The 20947-nt window shown below is 56.9% G+C and carries 17 protein-coding genes; 6 read left to right on the forward strand and 11 right to left on the reverse strand.

Going from position 1 to position 20947, the window contains the following annotated elements:
- Positions 1-191: 191 nt before the first annotated feature.
- On the reverse strand, positions 192-1226 hold the full coding sequence (gene rhaT / locus PAG01S_RS03355) for an L-rhamnose/proton symporter RhaT (RefSeq protein WP_062757686.1): 1035 nt from the start codon (positions 1224-1226) through the stop codon (positions 192-194).
- 359 nt (positions 1227-1585) lie between these two features.
- Here rhaT and PAG01S_RS03360 point away from each other — a divergent pair, with 359 nt between their 5' ends.
- Both PAG01S_RS03360 and PAG01S_RS22180 read left to right on the forward strand, forming a co-directional pair.
- Positions 1586-1909, forward strand: coding sequence for a hypothetical protein (locus PAG01S_RS03360; RefSeq protein WP_010244743.1), 324 nt, complete (start codon positions 1586-1588; stop codon positions 1907-1909).
- A gap of 43 nt (positions 1910-1952) precedes the next feature.
- A complete protein-coding gene (locus PAG01S_RS22180; RefSeq protein WP_008925225.1) occupies positions 1953-2051 on the forward strand; it encodes a YoaK family small membrane protein in 99 nt (32 codons plus the stop codon).
- Positions 2052-2054: 3 nt separating this feature from the next.
- Here PAG01S_RS22180 and PAG01S_RS03365 read toward each other — a convergent pair whose 3' ends face one another.
- Positions 2055-2321, reverse strand: a complete 267-nt coding sequence (locus PAG01S_RS03365; RefSeq protein ID WP_010244737.1) for a DksA/TraR family C4-type zinc finger protein — start codon at positions 2319-2321, stop codon at positions 2055-2057.
- A 196-nt stretch (positions 2322-2517) separates the two neighbouring features.
- On the opposite strand from PAG01S_RS03365, the gene aldA reads away from it, so the two are divergent.
- Complete coding sequence (gene aldA, locus PAG01S_RS03370) at positions 2518-3954, forward strand: aldehyde dehydrogenase (protein WP_062757688.1); 1437 nt, start codon at positions 2518-2520, stop codon at positions 3952-3954.
- Positions 3955-4029: 75 nt separating this feature from the next.
- Here the strand turns inward: aldA and PAG01S_RS03375 are convergent, their stop codons facing one another.
- Positions 4030-5298, reverse strand: a complete 1269-nt coding sequence (locus PAG01S_RS03375; protein ID WP_010244731.1) for an MFS transporter — start codon at positions 5296-5298, stop codon at positions 4030-4032.
- Positions 5295-6716 carry a M20 family metallopeptidase gene (locus PAG01S_RS03380; protein ID WP_062757690.1) on the reverse strand — a complete coding sequence of 474 codons (1422 nt, stop codon included), beginning with the start codon at positions 6714-6716 and terminating at the stop codon, positions 5295-5297. Before PAG01S_RS03380 ends, PAG01S_RS03375 begins: the two co-directional genes overlap by 4 nt.
- A 140-nt stretch (positions 6717-6856) precedes the next feature.
- Between PAG01S_RS03380 and PAG01S_RS03385 the strand changes: the two genes are divergently transcribed.
- Complete coding sequence (locus PAG01S_RS03385; RefSeq protein ID WP_010244726.1) at positions 6857-7771, forward strand: LysR family transcriptional regulator; 915 nt, start codon at positions 6857-6859, stop codon at positions 7769-7771.
- Between the two features lie 323 nt (positions 7772-8094).
- On the opposite strand, the gene PAG01S_RS03390 is transcribed toward PAG01S_RS03385, so the two are convergent.
- A complete protein-coding gene (locus tag PAG01S_RS03390) occupies positions 8095-9690 on the reverse strand; it encodes an ABC transporter substrate-binding protein (protein WP_050679896.1) in 1596 nt (531 codons plus the stop codon).
- A gap of 127 nt (positions 9691-9817) precedes the next feature.
- Between PAG01S_RS03390 and pepT the strand changes: the two genes are divergently transcribed.
- On the forward strand, positions 9818-11044 hold the full coding sequence (pepT, locus tag PAG01S_RS03395; protein ID WP_062757692.1) for a peptidase T: 1227 nt from the start codon (positions 9818-9820) through the stop codon (positions 11042-11044).
- A 36-nt stretch (positions 11045-11080) separates the two neighbouring features.
- Here the strand turns inward: pepT and PAG01S_RS03400 are convergent, their stop codons facing one another.
- Both PAG01S_RS03400 and PAG01S_RS03405 read right to left on the reverse strand, forming a co-directional pair.
- On the reverse strand, positions 11081-11857 hold the full coding sequence (locus tag PAG01S_RS03400; RefSeq protein ID WP_010670199.1) for a transporter substrate-binding domain-containing protein: 777 nt from the start codon (positions 11855-11857) through the stop codon (positions 11081-11083).
- A gap of 65 nt (positions 11858-11922) precedes the next feature.
- A complete protein-coding gene (locus PAG01S_RS03405; RefSeq protein ID WP_062757693.1) occupies positions 11923-13089 on the reverse strand; it encodes a methionine aminotransferase in 1167 nt (388 codons plus the stop codon).
- 125 nt (positions 13090-13214) lie between these two features.
- Between PAG01S_RS03405 and PAG01S_RS03410 the strand changes: the two genes are divergently transcribed.
- Complete coding sequence (locus PAG01S_RS03410; protein WP_062757694.1) at positions 13215-14096, forward strand: LysR substrate-binding domain-containing protein; 882 nt, start codon at positions 13215-13217, stop codon at positions 14094-14096.
- Here PAG01S_RS03410 and PAG01S_RS03415 read toward each other — a convergent pair.
- The 4 genes from PAG01S_RS03415 to PAG01S_RS03430 form a co-directional block, all read right to left on the reverse strand.
- Complete coding sequence (locus PAG01S_RS03415) at positions 14054-15718, reverse strand: methyl-accepting chemotaxis protein (protein WP_062757695.1); 1665 nt, start codon at positions 15716-15718, stop codon at positions 14054-14056. The genes PAG01S_RS03410 and PAG01S_RS03415 overlap by 43 nt on opposite strands.
- Before the next feature lie 217 nt (positions 15719-15935).
- A complete protein-coding gene (locus tag PAG01S_RS03420; protein WP_029519079.1) occupies positions 15936-17456 on the reverse strand; it encodes a carboxylesterase/lipase family protein in 1521 nt (506 codons plus the stop codon).
- Between the two features lie 431 nt (positions 17457-17887).
- Entirely contained in the window at positions 17888-19231 is a 1344-nt protein-coding gene (hglS, locus tag PAG01S_RS03425; RefSeq protein WP_062757697.1) for a 2-oxoadipate dioxygenase/decarboxylase HglS, read from the reverse strand.
- A gap of 67 nt (positions 19232-19298) precedes the next feature.
- Positions 19299-20633 carry an MFS transporter gene (locus PAG01S_RS03430; protein ID WP_062757699.1) on the reverse strand — a complete coding sequence of 445 codons (1335 nt, stop codon included), beginning with the start codon at positions 20631-20633 and terminating at the stop codon, positions 19299-19301.
- Positions 20634-20947: the final 314 nt, after the last annotated feature.

Raw genomic sequence — 20947 nt, forward strand, 5'->3', positions numbered from 1 at the left:
AAGGCGCAGGGAACACGCTCAGAAGAGGAAAGCGTCCCGCACCATGGACAAAAACGCCGGGAGCGTTTTTGAACAACGCAACGCGTTGGCCCGCCTACGGGCGCACCTCAGTGATGAGGTGCGTAATCGTGCGGGCCGGGCATGCCATGGATGGCCCGTTCTGTATTAAAACAGCGTCTCTGTATTCGCAATCAGGCCGCCATGCCAAGTCCCACTATATTGGCGGCAATGATAATCACCACACAGCCGATTGATAACACGCTGACCGGGCGACGTCCCGCAGACTTCCACTCCTTCATCAGCAGCCCCACCAGACCACCACACAGGACGTATAGACTCATGTGCAGCATCCAGCTGACATAGTCATACTGCGCCGGGATTCTGGCATGGCCCCAGGCATAGAAGAAGAACTGCAGATACCACATGGTGCCGCCGAGCACCGCAAACGCGGTATTGGTAATCAGCAGCGACTTCCCGACCGAGAAGTCTTTACGCACCGACAGCTCTGGCCGGGTGGCCAGCCGCCAGAAACAGAAGGCCAGATTAACCAGAGCCCCGCCGCCCATAATGATCACGTAGCTGGGCAGAGCTACATACAGCGGATCGATGCCAAGATTAGCGGCGGCCTGATGCATGGGCTTAGCCGCATCCATGGCAAAGGACATACCCGCCGAGAAGATGCCGCACATCACCGCCAGCACCAGTCCTTTTCTGAGATTAAACTCTTCTGCGTTAATCCCCAGCGCCCGCTCTTTTAACAGCCCGGCACGCGACACAATCCCGACGCCAATCAGTGCCACCAGTACGCCCAGCAGGGTTAACCGGCCACCCGCCGACGCGAAGAGCTCACCAAAACGCCCCTGCAGAAGCGGTGTCATCAGCGTGCCGACCACCAGGGTAATGCCAATCGCGATACCGATCCCCATCGACATGCCGAGATAACGCATGGTCAGGCCGTAGTTGATATTGCCTATGCCCCACATCGCGCCAAACAGAAATACCGGCGTCAGTTGCGAAAGCGAGAAGTTGCTGTAATAGGCCATAAAATCTGGCAGTAAAATGGCACTTACCGCCCACGGCAGGATCAGCCACGACATCAGGCCACCGATCGACCACATGGTTTCCCATGACCATCTTTTCACCTGTTTAAAAGGCGCGTAGAAACATGCGGCGCTGGCAGCTCCGACAAAATGCCAGAAGATACCCGCAATAATGGCACTGTTCATTGTTATTCCCCGGTTAGGTTGAGGCCTGTCGGAAACCTGTCTGCTTCCGCTCAGCACGCAGTCTACGTTCAGCAGGAATTCCTCAGCCTTTGGATAAATGCCGGAAGCCACAGTGAAGTGGCAATATTTACCCGTTGTGCCCATCAGGGATCACAATTTTACCGTTGTCAGAAAACCGGACGATTAGTTAAGTAAGTAACTTATTATTCAATGTTTTTTTCATTTTTGCTGTGTGGCGCAGCACAATTCTGATCTGACTGCCATTCACAAGGGAAGGTTGGCAAATGTGCAAAGAAGCCTTTCATTAACGCGGGCAAGGTCGTATAAACTGGGGAAAATTGATCGGATCAGGGAATGGGATGACGACAAAGTGGTTAACGCTGTTTCTTTCGCAGTCAGTCAGCCAGGTCATGCTGGATGATCTGCGCGCGATATTACCTGCAGATGCGATAAAGGTGTTTGTGAATGGCCTGGATGAAACCCACTATGCCACTCTTGAGTGTGTGCAGGCGGATCAGCATTGCGCCCTGATCGCCTCAGCGATAGTGGTCTGGCGTCAGCTCGGACATGTTCACCATATTCTCTATAAAAAAGGTGAGGTGTTGCGGGAGGAAAATGATGCAACGCAGTTCCAGCTGTTCACTCTGCTGAAAACCCACCGCGCCGTATTGCAGATCTCATGATAAGATCGCAGCCCCTGAAATCGCTGTTTGCAGCAGGTAAATTATGAGAATTGGAATTCTGTTTCCGATCGCCATCATTGTGGCGGGCGTGGGCTTTCTGGCGTGGTTTATTGGCAGTGGCCTGGCGATGCCAGGCTCCTGAGGATCAGCGCAACTGACTGTCTTTACTGCCCCGACGGTTATATAAACTGCTGGTCTGCTGTTGCTTGTCGATTTTTTCCTGACACGCCACACAATAGTGCACGCCTTTAAGCGCCTGACGACGCGCTTCGGGGATCGGCTCGCCGCAGAGCTCGCATTCGGTGGCGCTTTCGCCCTGTCCAATCGACTGTCTTACCCGCTCAATGCCATCATTGACGGTGCTATCGATCTGTTCCTGTACTGCGCCTTCTGACGCCCATCCATTTGCCATGATTTAACCCCTTTATTACCACTTCACTCCTTTAAATCTACAACATATTGACGTTTTTGCCGCAGAACTCACCGATATCTGTGATTGGCTGCCAGCCGCTCCCGGCAGCTGGCAATCAGCTAAAGGTAGCCCTGAGCAATCTGTTTCACCCTGCTATCACATTACTGCAACGTATCGATAGCGGAGAGCCAAGCGAATGACAACACATCATCAACATTTCATTAATGGCGAATTTGTTGCCCATCAGGGTGACCGGTGGATTGAAGTGATCAATCCGTCCACGGAGGCGTTGCTGTCCCGTATTCCCCAGGGCAGTCGTCAGGATGCCAGCCTTGCTATCAGCGCCGCAGAAGTGGCTCAGCCTGGATGGGAAGCGCTGCCTGCAGTAGAGCGCGGCGTCTGGCTGCACAAAATTGCCACCGCCATCCGCCAGCGTGAGCCTGAACTGACGGCAACCATTGTGGCTGAGGGTGGAAAAACCCAGGGACTGGCGAAGACTGAAGTGATGTTCACCGCCGACTACCTCGACTACATGGCGGAGTGGGCGCGCCGCTATGAAGGTGAGATCATCAACAGTGACCGCCCCAACGAAAATATCTTCCTGTTCAAAAAAGCGATCGGCGTCACTACCGGAATACTGCCGTGGAATTTCCCCTTCTTCCTCATTGCCCGCAAAGCAGCACCGGCCCTGATCACCGGAAACACCATCGTGATCAAACCCAGTGAGCTGACACCGAATAATGCGGCACTTTTTGCCGACATCATACAAAAGCTGGGTCTGCCTGCTGGCGTCATTAACTTTGTTTATGGTCTGGGACCGGAAGTGGGACAGGAGCTGGCAGCAAATCCTAAGGTCGGTCTGGTGAGTCTGACCGGAAGCGTCGGTGCGGGCATTGCCACCATGGAAGCCGCGGCTAAAAATGTCACCAAAGTGTCGCTGGAACTGGGTGGCAAAGCCCCTGCCATCGTGATGGATGATGCCGACCTCGAGCTGGCTGTGCGGGCGGTCGTCAGCTCGCGGATCATTAACAGCGGACAGGTCTGCAATTGCGTAGAGCGGCTCTATGTGCAGGAAGGCATTTACGATCGTTTTATCAGCGCACTGACCGCCGCGTTTCAGCAGGTGACATTTGGCGACCCGGCCGAACGCAGCGATATCGATATGGGTCCGCTGATTAATGCCGCAGCACGGGATCGGGTGGAGCAGAAGGTGGCAGAGGCCGTCGCCGCAGGGGCGAAAGTGGTGCTGGGCGGCAAGCGCGCCGGAGACAGAGGCTTCTTTTTCCAGCCTACCTTGCTGACTGAGGTGCGCCAGGAGATGGCGATTATGCAGGAGGAGATTTTTGGCCCGGTTCTGCCGGTGATGAGTTTTAAAACGCTGGATGAGGCGATTGCGCTGGCCAACGACTGCGAGTATGGGCTGACCTCCTCGATTTATACGCAGAATCTGAATACCACCATGACCGCGCTGCGAAAGCTGAAGTTCGGCGAAACCTATGTTAACCGTGAAAACTTCGAAGCGATGCAGGGTTTTCATGCCGGGTGGCGTAAATCGGGTGTCGGCGGTGCCGATGGAAAACATGGTCTGGAGGAGTATCTGCAGACCCATGTTGCCTATTTACAGTTCAGTTAATCACTGGCTCAATCTTACCGCCTCCCGTACCTGACGTTGTCAGTACCAGAGTGGGCCAGTAATCGGCCCACTCTTTTATGCCACCCGCTTACTGCAGCGCAGCAGCGCGATGCCACTCAGCACCGCTACGGCCATCAGGTAGTATCCAGGCGCCAGACTGCTGCCGGTGGCGGCAATCAGCATGCTGCAAATCAGCGGTGCAAACCCGCCAAATACCGTCACGGCCACGTTGTAGCTGATCGCCATGCCGCTGGCGCGCGTGGTCGCCGGGAAGAGATCGGCCATCACCGACGGCACCGTGGAGAAATAGACCGACTTGAGTAGCGCCATCCACGCCACCAGCAGGATCAGCGTGGTGGGCGTAGTGTGATCGACCATCCATTTGAAGGCGGGATAGATGGTGACCATCAACAGCAGCAGCGATCCCCACATCAGCGGCAATCGGCCAATCCGCTCCGCCCACAATCCCATTATGGGCGTCACCACCGTCAGGATAATCCCTGCGACCAGCGTGGCGGTAAAGGCTACCGACCCCGGCAGATGCAGCGTTTTGGTGGCGTAGGTCGGAATGTAATTGAGCATGTAGTTGACGGCGGTCGAGATCACCATCACCCCAATCGCCAGGGTGATCAGCGCTTTCTGCCGCCCGAACAGCGTTTTCAGCGGTGCGGCTTCCTTCTCCTGCGTCGCAAAGCTGGCGGGCTCCTGCACGTGACGGCGAATGTAGATCCCCAGCGGCCCAATCAGTAAGCCGAAGGCAAACGGGATACGCCAGCCCCACGCCTGAATCTCGCTTTCGCTCAGCCAGTGTGTCAGCCCCAGGCCGAACGCCGATGCCATCAGAGTACTGGCGCCCTGGGTGGCGAACTGCCAGCTGGCGATAAAGGCTTTGCGCTCGGGAAAGTGCTCTACCAGGAAAGCGGTGGAACTGCCAAACTCGCCCCCGGCAGAGAAACCCTGAATCAGACGCGCCAGGATAATCAGCAGCGGCGCCGCCAGACCAATAGTGGCGTAACCCGGCATAAAGGTAATGATCGCCCCGCCCAGCATCATCAGATTGATTGAGAGCAGCAGTGCTTTTTTACGGCCATGACGGTCGGCATAGTTGCCCAGCACGATGGCACCCAGCGGACGGATCAGGAACGAGATGCCGAAGCTGCCGAAGGTCAGCAGCAGCGACACCGACGGATCGCTGACCGGAAAGAAGACGTGCGCGATGTAGCTGGCGAAGAAGCCATACACCGCGATGTCGAACCACTCCAGCGCGTTACCAATGCAGGTAGCGAACAGCGTTTTGTGCAGGCTCGGTTTCACCTGCGGAGTACTCTGCGCGATGCTGCTCATTGTTCACCTCTCCGCCACTGATGGTGGCGCGACATCAGTTGTTCGCCCTCTTCACCCAGTTGCCAGAAAAGGCGGGTCATGATCGCCAGCCCTTCACGTGCAACAGAGGTGAGCATGTGTTCGTTAACGCCGTGCTGGCCGCAGGCCGGATAGGAATGGGGCACCCACAGCGTCGGGAGGCCGAGGATATCGGCAAATACCTCATTGGGCAGTGAACCGCCGAGATTGGGCAACAGCGCCGGTTTTTTACCGCTGCTGCGGGCCAGCGTGTCCAGCGCCCAGGCCACCAGCGGATCCTGCGGATCGAGTCGCGTTGCAGGTGAACCGCGCATAAACTCCACGCTGACGTTATCGAAGCCGTGCTGATGCAGGTGACTTTCGACATGCTGGACCAGATTTTCCCAGTCGGTGCCGACCACAAATCGCAGCTGACACACCGCCGTGGCGCTGCCGGGGATGGCGTTCATCGGGCGCGCCGGGTTACCGGTTTCAAACGCCAGCACCTCCAGCGTGTTCCAGCCATAAAGACGCTCCGCAGGCGTCAGGCCAGGTTCTCCCCAGCCGTCGGCCAGCGCCGGATCGCCCGGCATTCCGCCCACCTCGATATCACTGAGGATGGCGCGCACCGCATCGGTCAGGGAGTCCGGTTTCAGCGCGGCGACCTGCAATACACCCTTTGCATTCACCAGGCAGGCGAGCGCATTCGCCAGCTGGGTGCCGGGATTGCTCAGCAGTCCGCCCCAGTTGCCGGAGTGATAGGCGTTGTCGCGCGCCCTGATAGTCAGACGAAAGTTCGCCGCGCCACGCGAACCCAGGAACAGTGTCGGCCGCACCGCGTTCAGACGCGGGCCATCTGAGGCGATAAAGAGGTCGGCCTGTAACAGCGCCCGCTGCTGCTGACAAATCTCCGCCAGCCCTGGCGAGCTGATCTCTTCACCCATTTCAAACAGGATTTTGCAGTTGAAGCCCAGTGCGCCACCGCGTGCCTGCCACACCTGCTCCAGCGCCGCGAGATTGATGCAGTGCTGGCCTTTGTTGTCCGCACTGCCGCGCCCGTACAGGCGGTCATCTTCAGCCGTGAGTCGCCACGGTGATAAACCGTCGCGCCAGTTCTCATCGTCGCCGAACACCACATCGCCGTGGCCATAGCAGAGCAGCGTCGGTCTGAAGGGATCTTCAATGAGCGTGGCGATCAGAAACGGCGGGCTGCCGGGCTGCGGATTCTCAAACGGGTGCAGCGTAAATCCCATCGTCGCCAGCTGCGGGCCGATCTCCTGCTGCAGATAGCTCTCCAGCTCCGCCTGCCTGCTGGCGTGCTGGCTTTCGGTCACGCAGGAAATTCGTCGTGCCAGCAACTGCTGAAACTCGCCACTGTCGAAATAGTGCATCGCCTGGTCAACGGTCTGTTGCTCTGTCATGTTTGCCCTGTCTGTTCTTTTTATCGTGCTTTATCTTTGACAAACTTCTCTCTTTGCCACAATTATTAATTTATCGAGTGAGCCTTGCTTTTAAAGCAAGCCATGCCTGCCCTTTTATGATGCGTTTTGTTGGAGTGACCATGTTAAGCAGTGAGATCCGCTATTTCCTGGCGGTCGTACAGTGCGGATCGCTCAGCGCCGCCAGCGAGCAGCTCTTTGTGGCGGTGTCGGCGATTAGTCGCCAGATTCAGCGTCTGGAGACGCAGGTGGGTGTGCCGCTGTTTGAGCGGCATGCACGCGGCATGGTATTGAACGAAGCGGGTGAAATATTCGCGCATCATGTGCGCAAGAGTCAGCTCGATATGGAATATGCGCTGGCGGAGATTAAGGGGCTGAAAGCAATACGGCGCAGCCTGATCCGCATCGCCTGCACCGACGGAATGGCGTTTAGTCTGCTGCCGGGATTGCTGGCGGAGTTCCGTCAGGCCAACCCCGGCGTGCTGTTTGCGCTTAACGTGACGCACTCTCAGGGCGTGGCGGCATGCGTCAGGGCTGGGGAATGCGATGTTGCGCTGCAGTTCAGTCTGCAACCGGAGCGCAGCGTTGAGGTGCTCGGCTCGTGGCCGGCGCCGGTGTTACTGGCGATGCATCAGTCACATCCGCTGGCGTCGCGTCAGGTGACGCTGGCCGATCTGCATGGCTGGCCGCTGGCGTTGCCAGGTCAGCATACTACCGTGCGGCAGTTGTTTGACCTCTCCTGTCAGATGAACGACTGCGTGGTCGAGCCGGTGCTGACCTGCGACTATTTCGCTACGCTCTACCACTTTTTGCTGCATACCCCGCAGGCAGTAACCATTTGCAGTGCGTTTACCCTGTTGTTTGAGCGCGACACGCAAAATCTGGTGTTGCGTTCGATGGGGGTGGATCAGCTGAGTCAGCGTACGTTGCAGCTTCAGACGGTGTCCGGCCGCCAGCGGAATGCGGCGCTGACGCTGTTTCTGCAGTTTTTGCAGCAGCGGCTAACGGAGATGGATCAGCAGGTGAGGATGGGATAAGGGTTAAGGTCTGCAAAGATTTGCTATAAGACCGTGATGGCTAAGGGAACTCGACCCGATCGGAAAGTCGCAAAAGCCGCCATCCATGGCATGCTCGGCCCACGCGATTACGCACCTCATCCCTGAGGTGCGCCCGTAGCCGGGCCAACGCTTTGCGTTGTTCAAAAACGCTCCCGGCGTTTTTATCCGGGCGGCGGGACGCTTTCCTCTTCGGGTCATGTTCCCTTCGCGTTGAGCTTATTTATTGCTGTCAGTTCTTTTTGAGCTGAGCCAGACAGCACAGGCCCACAGAGGTATGGGCCTGTAAAGATAGCTGTGACCGCTTACTGCTTAATATCCACCTGATAGAAGATGTGCTTGCCGAACGGATCGACCTGATAGCCGCTGACCGATTTGCGCACCGGCTCAAAGATGGTGGAGTGCGCAATCATCACCGCAGGCATCTGGTCATGCATCATCTGCTGTGCCTGCAGATAGAGCGCGGTGCGTTTGCCCTGATCCGGCTCGGCGCGGGCTTCGGTGATTAACTTCTCAAATGGCTGATAGCACCATTTTGAGGAGTTGGAACCGCCCTGTGCCGAGGTACAGCTGTAAAGCGGGCCAAAGAAGTTGTCCGGATCGCCGGTGGCGGTGGTCCAGCCCATCAGTGCCGCCTGATGCTCGCCGCTGCGCACGCGTTTCAGGTATTCGCCCCACTCATAGCTGACGATATTGGCTTTGATGCCCACTTTAGCCCAGTCCGACTGAATCATCTCCGCCATGCGGCGCGCATTCGGATTGTAAGGCCGCTGAACCGGCATCGCCCAGAGCGCAATTTCGGTACCCGGTTTCACACCCGCCTGTTGCAGCAGGGCTTTGGCCTTCTCTGGGTCGTAGTCGTAGTCTTTCAGATCTTTGTCGGCGCTCCATACGCCCGGTGGCAGGATATTTTTCGCGACCGTGCCGGTGCCTTTAAATATCGCATCGATGATCGCCGGTTTGTTGATCGCCATCGCCAGCGCCTGGCGCACTTTGACGTTATCGGTTGGCGCTTTGGTGGTGTTAAACGCCAGGAAGCCGGTATTCAGACCCGCCTTCTGTTCCAGGGTGATATCCGGGTTAGCGCGCATCTTTTCAAGATCGGCGGGATTAGGGAATGGCATTACCTGACACTCATTCTTCTCCAGCTTGGCATAACGCACGGAGGCATCCGGCGTGATGCTGAACACCAGCCGATCGAGCTTCGCCTTGCCCTGCCAGTAGTCCGGGAACGCTTTGTAGAGAATGCGGGAATCTTTCTGATACTGCACCAGCTCAAACGGTCCAGTGCCGATCGGGTTCATATCGACCTTCTCCGGCGTCCCCGCTTTCAGCATCGCGTCTGCATATTCCGCCGAGTGGATTGAGGCGAAGTACCAGGCGAGATCGGCAAGGAACGGCGCTTCCGGATGGGACAGCGTAAAACGTACGGTGTGGTCATCGACCCGGTCGATACTTTTAATCAGCGTGGAGAGCTCCAGGCTTTCGAAGTTGGAATAGGTGCCGCCAGAGACATTATGGTAAGGATTTTTCGGGTCCATCTGGCGCATAAACGAGAAGATCACGTCGTCGGCGTTGAAGTCGCGGCTGGGTTTGAAGGCTTTATTGCTCTGAAACTTCACGTTCTTGCGCAGATAGAAGGTGTAAACCGTGCCATCCGGGCTGATTTCCCAGCGTTCCGCCAGGCTGGGCACCAGATTGGTCGTGCCGGGCGTAAAGTCCACCAGCCGGTTAAAGACCGGCACCGCACTGGCGTCAACGCTGGTCCCCGAGGTATAGAGCTGCGGGTTAAAGTTCTCTGGCGATCCCTCAGAACAGAAGACCAGCGTTTTGGCGTTAACGCTGCCAGCCAGCGCTATCCCAGCCGTAACAAGCGCTAAGGTGGCTATCTTGATTTTCATTATTATCCTCGCTTTGTATTGACTTCCGGTGATCACAATATCTAAATGAATCATTCAGATGCTTCATTGATAGCACGATTCGGCACCATAACGAACCCCGCCGGTGGCTGACTAATAAGGAATAGTGATGACAGACAAACTCGAGTCGCAGCTCACAGAACGTTTTTTCCGTTACCTCGCCATCAGCAGTCAGAGCGATGCCAAATCCACCACCCTGCCCAGTACGCCGAGCCAGCACGCCATGGCGGAACTGCTGGCGGATGAGCTGCGCGCGTCAGGGCTGGATGAGGTGGTGATTGATGAGCATGCCACGGTGACGGCGGTGAAACGCGGCAACCGGCCTGACGCGCCGCGCATCGGGTTTATTACGCATATCGATACCGTTGATGTCGGTTTGTCGCCCGATATCCACCCGCAGATCCTCACCTGGCAGGGCGAAGATCTCTGTCTGAATGCAGAGCAGGATATCTGGCTGCGCCGCGAAGAACATCCGGAGATCGCGCCCTACGTCGGTCAGCAGGTGATCTTCAGCGACGGCACCAGCGTGCTGGGCGCGGACAACAAAGCGGCGGTCACCGTGGTGATGACGCTGATGGAGAACCTTAAGGGCGACCACGGCGACATCGTGGTGGCCTTTGTGCCGGACGAAGAAATTGGGCTGCGCGGTGCGAAAGCGCTGGATCTGGAAACGCGCTTTAATGTCGATTTCGCCTGGACCATCGACTGCTGCGAACTGGGCGAAGTGGTCTATGAAAACTTCAATGCTGCCGCTGCAGAAATTCAGTTTACCGGCGTACCGGCCCATCCGATGTCGGGCAAAGGGGTGCTGGTCAATCCGCTGCTGATGGCGCATGACTACATCAGCCTGTTTGATCGGCAGCAGACCCCGGAGCACACCGAAGGCCGTGAAGGCTATATCTGGTTCAATGAGATTCAGGCCAACGCCAGCAAGGCAACGCTGAAGGCCTCAATCCGTGATTTTGATCTGACCAGCTTTGCGGCACGTAAGCAGCAGTTGCAGCAGGCAGCAGAGGATCTGGCGGCGCGTTACCCCACCGGCAAGGTGAACGTGAGTATCAGCGATACCTACAGCAATATCAGTAACGCACTGGGTGAGGATCGTCGGGCGATTGACCTGATCTTCAGTGCCTTTGCCGCGCTGGAGATTGAGCCGAAGGTGATTCCGATGCGTGGCGGTACAGACGGTGCCGCGCTGTCAGCCAAAGGTCTGCTGACGCCGAACTTCTTTACCGGCGCGCACAACTTCCATTCACGCTTCGAATTTCTGCCGGTAACGTCGTTTGTGAAGTCCTATCAGGTGGCGGAAAAACTCTGTTATCTGGCAGCGGAATAAATGGAGGAATCGGGCGCAGAACGCGCCCGATTGCGATTATGGCTTCGCGCTGACATCAATGCCTGGGAAATATTTTTCAGCCAGCTTTTTGATGGTGCCATCGCCCTGCACTTTAGCAATCGCCGCATCCAGTGACTGCTTCAGCTGCGCGTCATCTTTGCGCAGGCCGTAGCCGATGCCTGAACCAAGAATCGCGTCATCTTCGACTGGCTTGCCAACAAAACCAAAGCCTTTGCCCTGCGGTTTATCGAGGAAGCCAGACTGACCGGCAGCGGACATCACCAGTGTGCCATCCAGGCGGCCCGCGACCATGTCGTTGTAAACCTGGTTTTGATCCTGATACGAGGTCACAGTCACACCCTGCGGCTCCCAGTGCTTCTTCGCATAGGTTTCCTGGATGGATCCCTGTAATACACCGATGTTCTTGCCCTTCAGACCTTCGGCGGTCGGTGCCAGATTTTCACCGGTCTTCGCCACTAACATGGTCGGAATACGGTAGATCGGCTGCGTAAACGCAATGCTTCTGGCGCGCGCTTCGGTGATGTTCATCGCCGAGTTAATGGCGTCGAACTTTTTCGCCTGCAGTGCCGGGATCAGCGCATCAAAACTGCTCTCAACCCAGTGGCAGCTGAAGTTGCCCGCCTTACAGATGGCATTGCCCAGCTCGATATCAAAGCCTTCCAGTTCCCCTTTAGCATTGCGGCTTTCAAAAGGCGGATATTGTGACTCCACGCCGTAGCGTAAATCCTGTGCCAGTGCCTGTACCGATGTCATCATGCCCAGAGCGAGAAAAAGCGCGTTCAGTTTCTTCATTATGTCATTTACCCCGAAAAGTCCTGGTTACCTGTTCCCCGAGCTGCCTCACGCGGTGGCGTGAATCAGTGAGAAAAAGCACATAGCGCAGCCGCGCCAGCCTCAAGTGTCGCCTCGTCTTTGGCAAAAGAGAGCCGAATCAGTTTGTTATCTGTGCCATCCATATAAAACGCCGACAGCGGTATGGTCGCCACACCGTGATCGACGATAAGACGTTTTACCATTTCACTGTCCGGTTCGTCACTGAAATGTCCATAGCTGGCGAGCATAAAGAACGAACCCGCACTCGGCAGCAGCCGGAACGGGGAGTTCTGCATCAGGGCAATCAGCCGATCGCGCTTCTGCTGATAGAAGGCACTGAGCGACAGATAGTTCTCTGGCGTCTGCAGATAGTGTGCGAAACCGACCTGCATCGGTGTATCGGCGGCGTACATCATAAACTGATGCACTTTCACCAGCTCAGTCATCAGCTCTGCCGGTGCCAGACAGTAGCCTACCCGCCAGCCGGTGACGTGGAAGGTTTTGCCAAACGAAGAGACAATGACGCTGCGGGCTGCCAGTTCCGGATGCGTCGCCATCCCACAATGCGGGCGGCCATCAAACAGAATATGTTCGTAAACCTCATCGGAGAGCACCACGATATCCGTGTTGCGGAGTAAGGCTGCCAGCTGATTCAGGTCGTCGGGGGTCAGCACCTGCGCGCTGGGGTTGTGCGGCGTATTAATAATGATCATCCGGGTGCGCGGCGTGATTGCTGCCCGCAACTGATCCCAGTCGATAGCAAACGACGGCACCTGCAACTTCAGGCCAATCGGTTTACCGCCCTGCAACCGCACCACCGGCGCGTAGCTGTCAAACGCCGGTTCAAAGAAGATCACCTCATCGCCCTGATGGACCAGCGCGGTGATCGCCATATAGAGCCCCTGGCTGGCGCTGCCGGTGATCAGCACTTCACTGGTGGCATCATATTGTTGTCCATAGAGCGCCTGCACTTTGCTGGCAAGCGCGTCGCGTAAGGCGGGCAAGCCCATCATGGCGGCATACTGATTATGTCCTTCCTGCATCGCGCGGCTGACTGAGTCGACCAGCGCCGGATCACAGGGGAAACTGGGCGCGCCCTGCGACAGGTTAATCGCCTGATGCTGCGCCGAAAGCTGGCCAATCACGCTGAAAATAGTGGTGCCGACGTCCGGCAATTTTGAGTGGATAGCGACAGGCGTTTTCAGGGACATACTCTCTCCGTCAGGGGCATAACCGCTCAGATGCGGTAAATAGCTATTCAACGGGCTGCGACTTGAGTCGGCAAGCGAAATGTCGTCATAATAGCCATGACAAAAATGCATAGCTGAGGTTCACCGTGTCACGCTTATCGCTGCCGCTTAATGCCATTCACGCCTTTCTGGTGACCGCCCGACATCTCAATCTGACTCACGCTGCCCGCGAACTTTGCCTGACGCAGGGCGCCGTCAGTCGTAAGATTGCCGCGCTGGAGCAGTGGCTGGGCGTGACGCTGTTTGACCGCCACGCGCGCGGTCTGCGCCTGACCCCTCAGGGCGCGGCGCTGCTGCCCGACTTACAGCAGGGTTTTGAGCTGATGGTTCAGGCCAGCGAGAAGGTCCGCCGCAGTCAGGTCAGCATTCGCCTGAAAGCGCCAACCTGTGCAATGCGCTGGCTGGTGCCCCGGCTGATGGCGCTGGAGCAGCATCGGCCCGAACTGCATGTGGCCCTGACCACTACGCTGGATCATGCCGCGCAGCTTGAGAACTTCGATGTGGCGATTGTCTATGGTAAGCCGCACCCTGACGGAATTTGCCTGTTCAGTGAGTCGCTGACGCCGGTGATGGCAGCCGATCAACCCCGCCCGGACTCCCCGGCGGCACTGGCCACAATGACCTTCTTGCATCCCACGGCAGATACGCGTGACTGGCAGTGCTGGCTGCAGGCGCAGCAGGTGACGCTGCACATGAAGCGGAACCAGCATTTTGCCACCATGGACTTAGCGATCAGTGCAGCGATTCAGGGGTTTGGTGTGGCGATGGCCGACAGCAATCTGGTGGAGAGTGATATAGCCAGCGGCAGGCTGATTAAGCCGTTCGCTGGCGAGGTAAAAACCGGTGCCGTTTACAGTTTGCTGCAACGGCCCGCGCAGGATGCGCCACCGTTCCTGGCGGAACTGGTGGCGTGGCTGTGCAGGGATCAGAAAGTAACCCAGTCGCCGTTATCAGCGGGTTTAGCCTGAGGCGCACTCAGCACGGTTGCTTTAGGCGCGGCAGGTTTATTCGTGATGACCGGTGCGGTCTGGCGGTTGCTGGAGAGACGGAACTTCGACACAGAAGCCTGTAGCGCTTCCGTCTGCAATGCCAGTGCGCTCGCCGCGGCCGAGACCTCTTCAACCAGTGAGGCGTTCTGCTGGGTCACGCTATCCATTTCGGTTACCGCGGCACCGACCTGAGAGATGCCTTTGCTCTGCTCTTCCGAGGCGGAAGCAATCTGTTTCATGATCGCATCAACATCCTGCACTGATTTCAGAATATTGTTCATGGTGCCGCCGGTGGTGCTGACCAGCTCGGCGCCTTTACCTACACGCTGAACCGAATCTTCAATCAGCGTCGCAATCTCTTTGGCGGCGTTGGCGCTGCGCTGTGCAAGGTTACGCACTTCAGAGGCAACCACCGCAAAACCCCGACCCTGTTCACCAGCACGTGCCGCTTCGACGGCGGCGTTCAGTGCCAGAATATTGGTCTGGAAAGCGATACCGTTGATCACGTTAGTGATTTCAGCGATTTTCTTCGAGCTGCCTGAGATGCCATCCATAGTGCTGATGACTTCACTGACCAGCTGACCGCCACGTTGTGCCGTAGTGGTGGCAGTTTCTGCCAGCAGGCTGGCCTGGCGGGCATTATCGGCGTTGAATTTTACCGTGGCCGTCAACTGCTCCATGCTGGCCGCAGTCTGTTCCAGCGCAGCGGCCTGCTCTTCGGTACGTGAAGAGAGGTCGTTGTTACCGGCAGAAATCTCTGCGGCACCGCGCGAGATATTCTCGGTGCCGCTGCGAATGGCGCTGACCGCTTCACGCAGGCTGTCCTGCATGGCGCTCAGCAGCGGCACCAGTTTACCGACGCAGTTGCGTCCGAAATCGGATACCGGCTGACTCAGATCGCCCGTGGCAATGACCGCGAAGTGGGTACGAATGCTTTCCAGCGGACGGACCAGCATCGCCACCAGATAACGGTCGGTGAACAGCAGAATAAACAGTCCGATAATTACCGTGATGGTAATAATCGTTTTGGTCATCGCGGTAAGGTGATCCACTTCAACCCGGGTTGCATCCAGCTTTTCAGCTGCGCTCTGGCTGAATTTCTCTGCGCTGATGCCAAAGGCACGGCTGAGTGGCGGCGTGACGTTATTTGCCTGCTGGCGATAAACATGAGGTGTTGCCTGGCGGGCCAGCTGCAACTGTGGAGTCACGCCCTCGTCCAGCAACTTTTGCCAGGTCTGAATTACGCCATCCACCACTTCCGGGTTCATCGGACCGGGTGCCAGCTGTTTAAAGCGAGCCAGTTGCTGGGTCATACCATCCAGCGCCTGCTGTACCGGAGCATAAGCCTCGTCGGTCAGCGCTTTACCCGCCGCTTTGCCTTCCATCACGCGGGATAAGCGCGTAATAACACGAAAATATTGATCGTTGCCTTTGCTCAGCACCGTCATTTGCTCAACCAGATGACGGTCCACATCATTCCCTTCGCTGAGCGCGCCCAGAGAGTGAATGCTATACAGCCCGACGCCGCTCCACAGTAAACAAAACAGTCCCAGAATCGTGAGCATCACTGCGCGAATGGTAAAATTTTTGAGCATTCCCATACCAAAATCCTATACACGTTGACCCGCAAGCGTCGGGCATAGGTTGTTTATCGGCATGCGATTGTGAAGATGTAACTGTTTTGTTACCTAATATTTTACAGCGTCCATATTACAGATTTGTGTTTATGATTTTTTAATTCAATAGCTTAGCCTTTAAAAAGCAGAGTAATTCCATTCGCGCAATTTGATGGTTAGCAGGCTAACCATGACCCATCGCTTAAAGCCTGACCATACGAGTCATTAATAGCCGGAAAAGCCGCATACGAGCGCGCATAAAGTTTCGCTTCAAAACCAGCCCGCTCTTCCGATCATCACCGAGTGACATTGTCACGTCAGAGCCCGGGTGCCAGGCTGGCCACACGACTTCCCCCTCCAGCTGATGCTTATATTCCGTTGCATCACGGGCAAAAGTAAACCAGTACTCGCTGACACGCGCCGCAAATGCCCGATCGGCCTCACTGAAGGGCCGTTCTTCGTTGGGATCCGGCATCTGACTCAGCGTGTTCAGCACATAAGGCACTTCGTTGCCGTGCCAGGTGCCGTGCGGATAGAGGTCACGGGCATGTTCAGAGACATAATCAAACCAGTAGCGCCAGCCTGGCATTCCGGCATTGTGCTGCGCCCGCATCACCAGCCACGGCACCAGGCTGAAGGCCATATCGCGTGCCACAGCACGTCCCAGCCGCTGATCGTCATGAATGTCATACATCCATTTCAGCGTCCGGTAAGTGAGCCGATTTTTATCGCGTAACTGATGCAGCACCGCGGTGGCATCCACGCCAAAATATTCCAGCACGCTGGCTTCATCGCTGTTGCTGCCCGCCATCAGCGGCAGACGGTGCTGTTTTGCAGCCATAAAGGTTTTCAGCATCGGCTCAGGCAGGACAGCATCACCCGCAATCGGCACCGGCGGGATCGCCAGCGGCCCTTCCAGCGACCAGAAAGCATCGGCAGGCAGTGCGCGCAGGTCATCAGCGCTGGCATCGGGCGGCAGACCAAAATGGCGGGCCACCGCCATACCCTGCTGACGCGCTTTTTTCAGCGGCGTGTCAGGCAGGCTGTAGGCGCTCTGCACAATCCCTTTATGAAACAGCCCTTCGGCCAGTGGCGAACAGCAGAGTGACAGCACGCTGCGTGCGCCTGAGGATTCACCGAAGAGTGTCACATTGCGGCGGTCGCCGCCAAAGGCAGGAATGTTGCGCTGCACCCACTGCAGTGCGGCAATCTGATCCAGCAGGCCAAAATTGTTCACCGTGCTGGCAACAGGGTATTCAGCATCCAGGGCCGGATGAGAAAAGAAACCGAGATGGCCTAGCCGGTAGTTGAGCGTCACCACCACCGCGCCGCGTGAAGCCATCGGCTTGCCGTTGTAAGGTGCCAGCCCGCCAGCACCAATGGTGTAACCACCACCGTGCAGCCATACCATCACCGGCAGGGGTTTCACGGGCGCGACATCGGGCGTCCAGACATTAAGGTAGAGGCAGTCTTCGCTGAACTCACCCGGATCGCCACCGCCCACGGCCTGGCAGTAAGTGCGATTTTGCCAGCCGGAAGCCCCAAACGCGGTGGCGTCGCGCACCTGCTGCCAGGGCGTAACCGGCTGAGGCGGACGCCAGCGCAGTGCGCCAAGCGGTGCCGCCGCATAAGGTATGCCTTTGAATACGAAAAGGTCATCGTCCATGCATCCACGCAACTCCCCCTCAGCAGTCATGATCCTCAGACCTGTTTCGTTTTTCATTCCTGTTTCCCTGTTCAAACGTCCCTCCATTATTTGCAGGCCCGCCAGCATTGTCCAGGTACGGAAGGGATTTGCAGAATATGCCGAAGCGTGAGGGGCAGGCGTGAACATGCTCATCAACAGGTTCAGAGAGTCAGTTACGGTTATGATTTAACGTTGTTTATCTTTTCGCAATTGGTCAATGACGCTGCCAGCGCCGGAGTGGCGCGTCGTTGCTCTGTTATCACGTGCGGTTGTGCTGCTGCTAATCAGTCCGTCTGCTAATAGATTAAGATACTCACGCGGGTAAACCTGCGCTGAGCGGTAAAGCGTTGTTTTTCCCCAGTCCTGTCAGCATATTACCCGCGTTGCTCTACTTCAGGTCCACTGGCCTTAGCAGGGCGAGTGCAGAGAAAGTGTTGCGGGCAACGCGCCTGTTGCCCGCAGAGGCGTCAGTCTGGCCGTAAGCCACACTGCGCCAGCGAGCGCTGCTGCCGCTCTTCGTATAACGCCATCTCATCCAGCACGACAGCGCCCAGCGCGGCTTCAAATGCCTGGCGGCTCGCCTGTCCCGCCGAACGAACCTGCGCCCGATCGCCGAGGTTGGACTGAAAAATGCCCGCCGCGCTGACGGGCAGAAAATCTTCATAGATGATGGGGTCTGCCAGCACACGACCTTCTTCGATGAGAGTCTCCAGCGATTCACCCTGAGCCGGCGGCGTCGCGATGCCCTTTTCACTCAGGCGATAATGGAACCAGGCCAGCTCCTGCTGGCGCAGCGTGGTTTCGTCGTCGGGGAAGTCACGGAAAATCGCCGCCAGATGTTGCTGATGCTGCTGATTATCCTGACCGCTGCCCGCCTCGCTGAGCAGCCGATCGTAAAGCGCACGGCCCTGAGGCGTCAGCGCCACGCCGCGCTGCTCAATTTCACCGAAGCGTGCAGTATGGGTTCCCTGATGCCCATCCTGAAAGATGATCGGCTCTTCCAGCGCTTTAAAGCTGGTCTGACGTAACAGGATCGGTACCTGACGACGCGGCGGTCCCTCAATCAGGGTTTTCGGATCGATACCACGCGACGGCATCAGTTGCTGTACGCGGTCGATATCCAGCGTGCGCGGCGTGAGATGGTTGATGTGGCAGCCGGGGAAGCAGACCACGTCAGCGATCAGCCGATGCTGCTGGTTCAGCGCCTGATAGGTCTGACTGTCCACGCTGCTGTGGGCGTGCCAGCGGAAGGTTTCCAGTGCTTCGGTAACAAACTCAGTGGCCTGCTCGTCAGTTAAACCGCCCTGCTGCTGATGAAGTTCCAATAGCGCCCGGCAACGGGGGGTGAAAATGTCGCGCGCGGCAAGAATCTCCGCCGCCTTTTCACGCAGCCCGTGGTCGTCGATCAGTTCAGGGCGTAACAGCGAGGTAAAGACCCGAAAGGGATTGCGGCGCAACGCCGCATCGGTGATCGGCCGGAACGCCGTGGAGTGAACCGGCACACCAGCCTGAGAGAGATCGTAATAGCCAACCGGGTGCATTCCCATCACCGCAAACAGCTGCCGCAGTGTGGCTAATTCGTCTGCCGTGCCCACACGGATTGCACCGTGACGTTCCAGATTGAGTCGGCCGATCTCATCGGCTGCGGTGAGACGATCTTTCAGCGCGATATTCGCTTCCAGCGCGCGATCGTTGACGGTCGCCACCAGCTGCATCAGCGTGCCATATTGCGGCACTTCCTGCTGATACATAGCTGACATCGCCTGAGAGAAACGGGTGCGGATGAGATCCGCACTGAGAAAGTTGTCCATCTTATCCACCTGACACCGTTAGCGTTGCTGCTAATGTAATGCAACGCGCTGGCCTCAGCGGAAAAAATCACGAATCTGTGATCGGCTTAAAGCCGTAGCGGTTTTTTAACAGCAGCATCAGGGTAGTGATCACAGCCGGTATTGCCAGCAGCAGAAAGATTACGCTGAAAGACCATCCAAGAGACATCATCTCTGCGCCAACAAAGGCGCTTAAAATCGCGCCGATGCGGCCCACTCCATGCATCCAGCTGGAACCGGTAGCGCGGGCATGGGTAGGATAATAGCTGGCGGATAAGGCATTCATACCGGTATTGGCCCCGTTGAAACAGAAGCCACTGCAAAAGGCGATCGCACTCATCATGCCCACTTCCGCGGGTGAAAAGCCCAGTGCCACAATAAACAGCCCGCCGCAGCCGTAGATCGCCGCCAGGGCCAGGTTAGCATTGAAGCGATCCATCATCCAGCCCGCAAACAGGGAGCCCAGCGTCCCGCCCGCCTGATACATCGCGGTGATAATCGCCGCTTCGGTCACTGACATGCCCAGGGTGTTGACCAGCGACGGCAGCCAGCTGCCAATCAGGTAAACCATGAACAGCCCCATAAAGTAGCCGCCCCACAGCATGGTGCTGCCAAACAGATAGCGGCGTGAAAGTACGGTGCCTATCGCGCCGCTCACCGGCACGGTGGCCTCAGGCGCGTGAAACGCACAGTCGGGCGCGGTTTTGCCCGGCATCATCCGGTCGAGGATGGCGTGAATGCGGGCAGCCGGTGCGCCACGGCTGATAAGAAATCGCACCGACTCCGGCAGGCCGCGGATCAGTAATGGCAACACCAGCAGCGGCAGAATACCGCCCAGCAGCAGCACGGAGTGCCAGTCATAGCGCGGTAACAGCCAGGAGGCAGCAAATCCCCCGCTGGCGGCACCAAAGGTAAAGCCGCAGAACACCACCGTGATGATAAAAGCCCGTCGCCGCTCAGGTGCATATTCCGCCACCAGCGTGCCGACGTTGGGCATCGCCGCACCCAGTCCCAGCCCGGTCAGGAAACGGAACAGCATCATCTGCTCAATGTTTTGTGACAGCGCCGTTGCCAGCGTCCAGAGACCGAAAAAGAAGACGCTGAGGATAATCATCATGCGACGGCCATAGCGGTCAGCCAGCGGTCCTGCAACCATGGCACCCAGCGCCAGCCCGATTAACGCTGCGCTGATGACGACCCCGAGCTGATGATTACTCACCCCCCACGCGGCTTTCAGTGTCGGCGCAATAAATCCCATGATCGCAATGTCCATGCCATCGAGTGCTACCACGATAAAACAGAGCGTAATGAGCCGCTTTTGCCAGTGGCTCAGCCCCTGCTGGTTGATAAGCTGGCGGACATCTACCGCCTCGACGCTGGTCAATGAACACTCCTCTGGAGTAACGAAATCTGACATCAGTTTAAGTAAAAAAAACGGCGCTAATGATAGCCGATCGTTAACCTTAAGCGGTCAGATTTTTATATGATATTGAGAATTATTCAATTTTTAGCTGTTAAGTTATTGATATACCGTAGTCAGAGGATGGCGTATTTCAGCGGCATACCCGGCTGAGCGCTTTTTAATCAGAGAGTTAAAGGGTAACGCGGTCATTTCGAATCGTTTGTTAAAATAAATTTGCAGCAAAGTTAACAGAATTCATTTTAAACAGTTGCCTGAAGCCGGTCATTCTCATTAAG

It is taken from the genome of Pantoea agglomerans NBRC 102470 (assembly GCF_001598475.1).
In the GTDB taxonomy this organism is placed as follows: Bacteria; Pseudomonadota; Gammaproteobacteria; order Enterobacterales; family Enterobacteriaceae; genus Pantoea; species Pantoea agglomerans.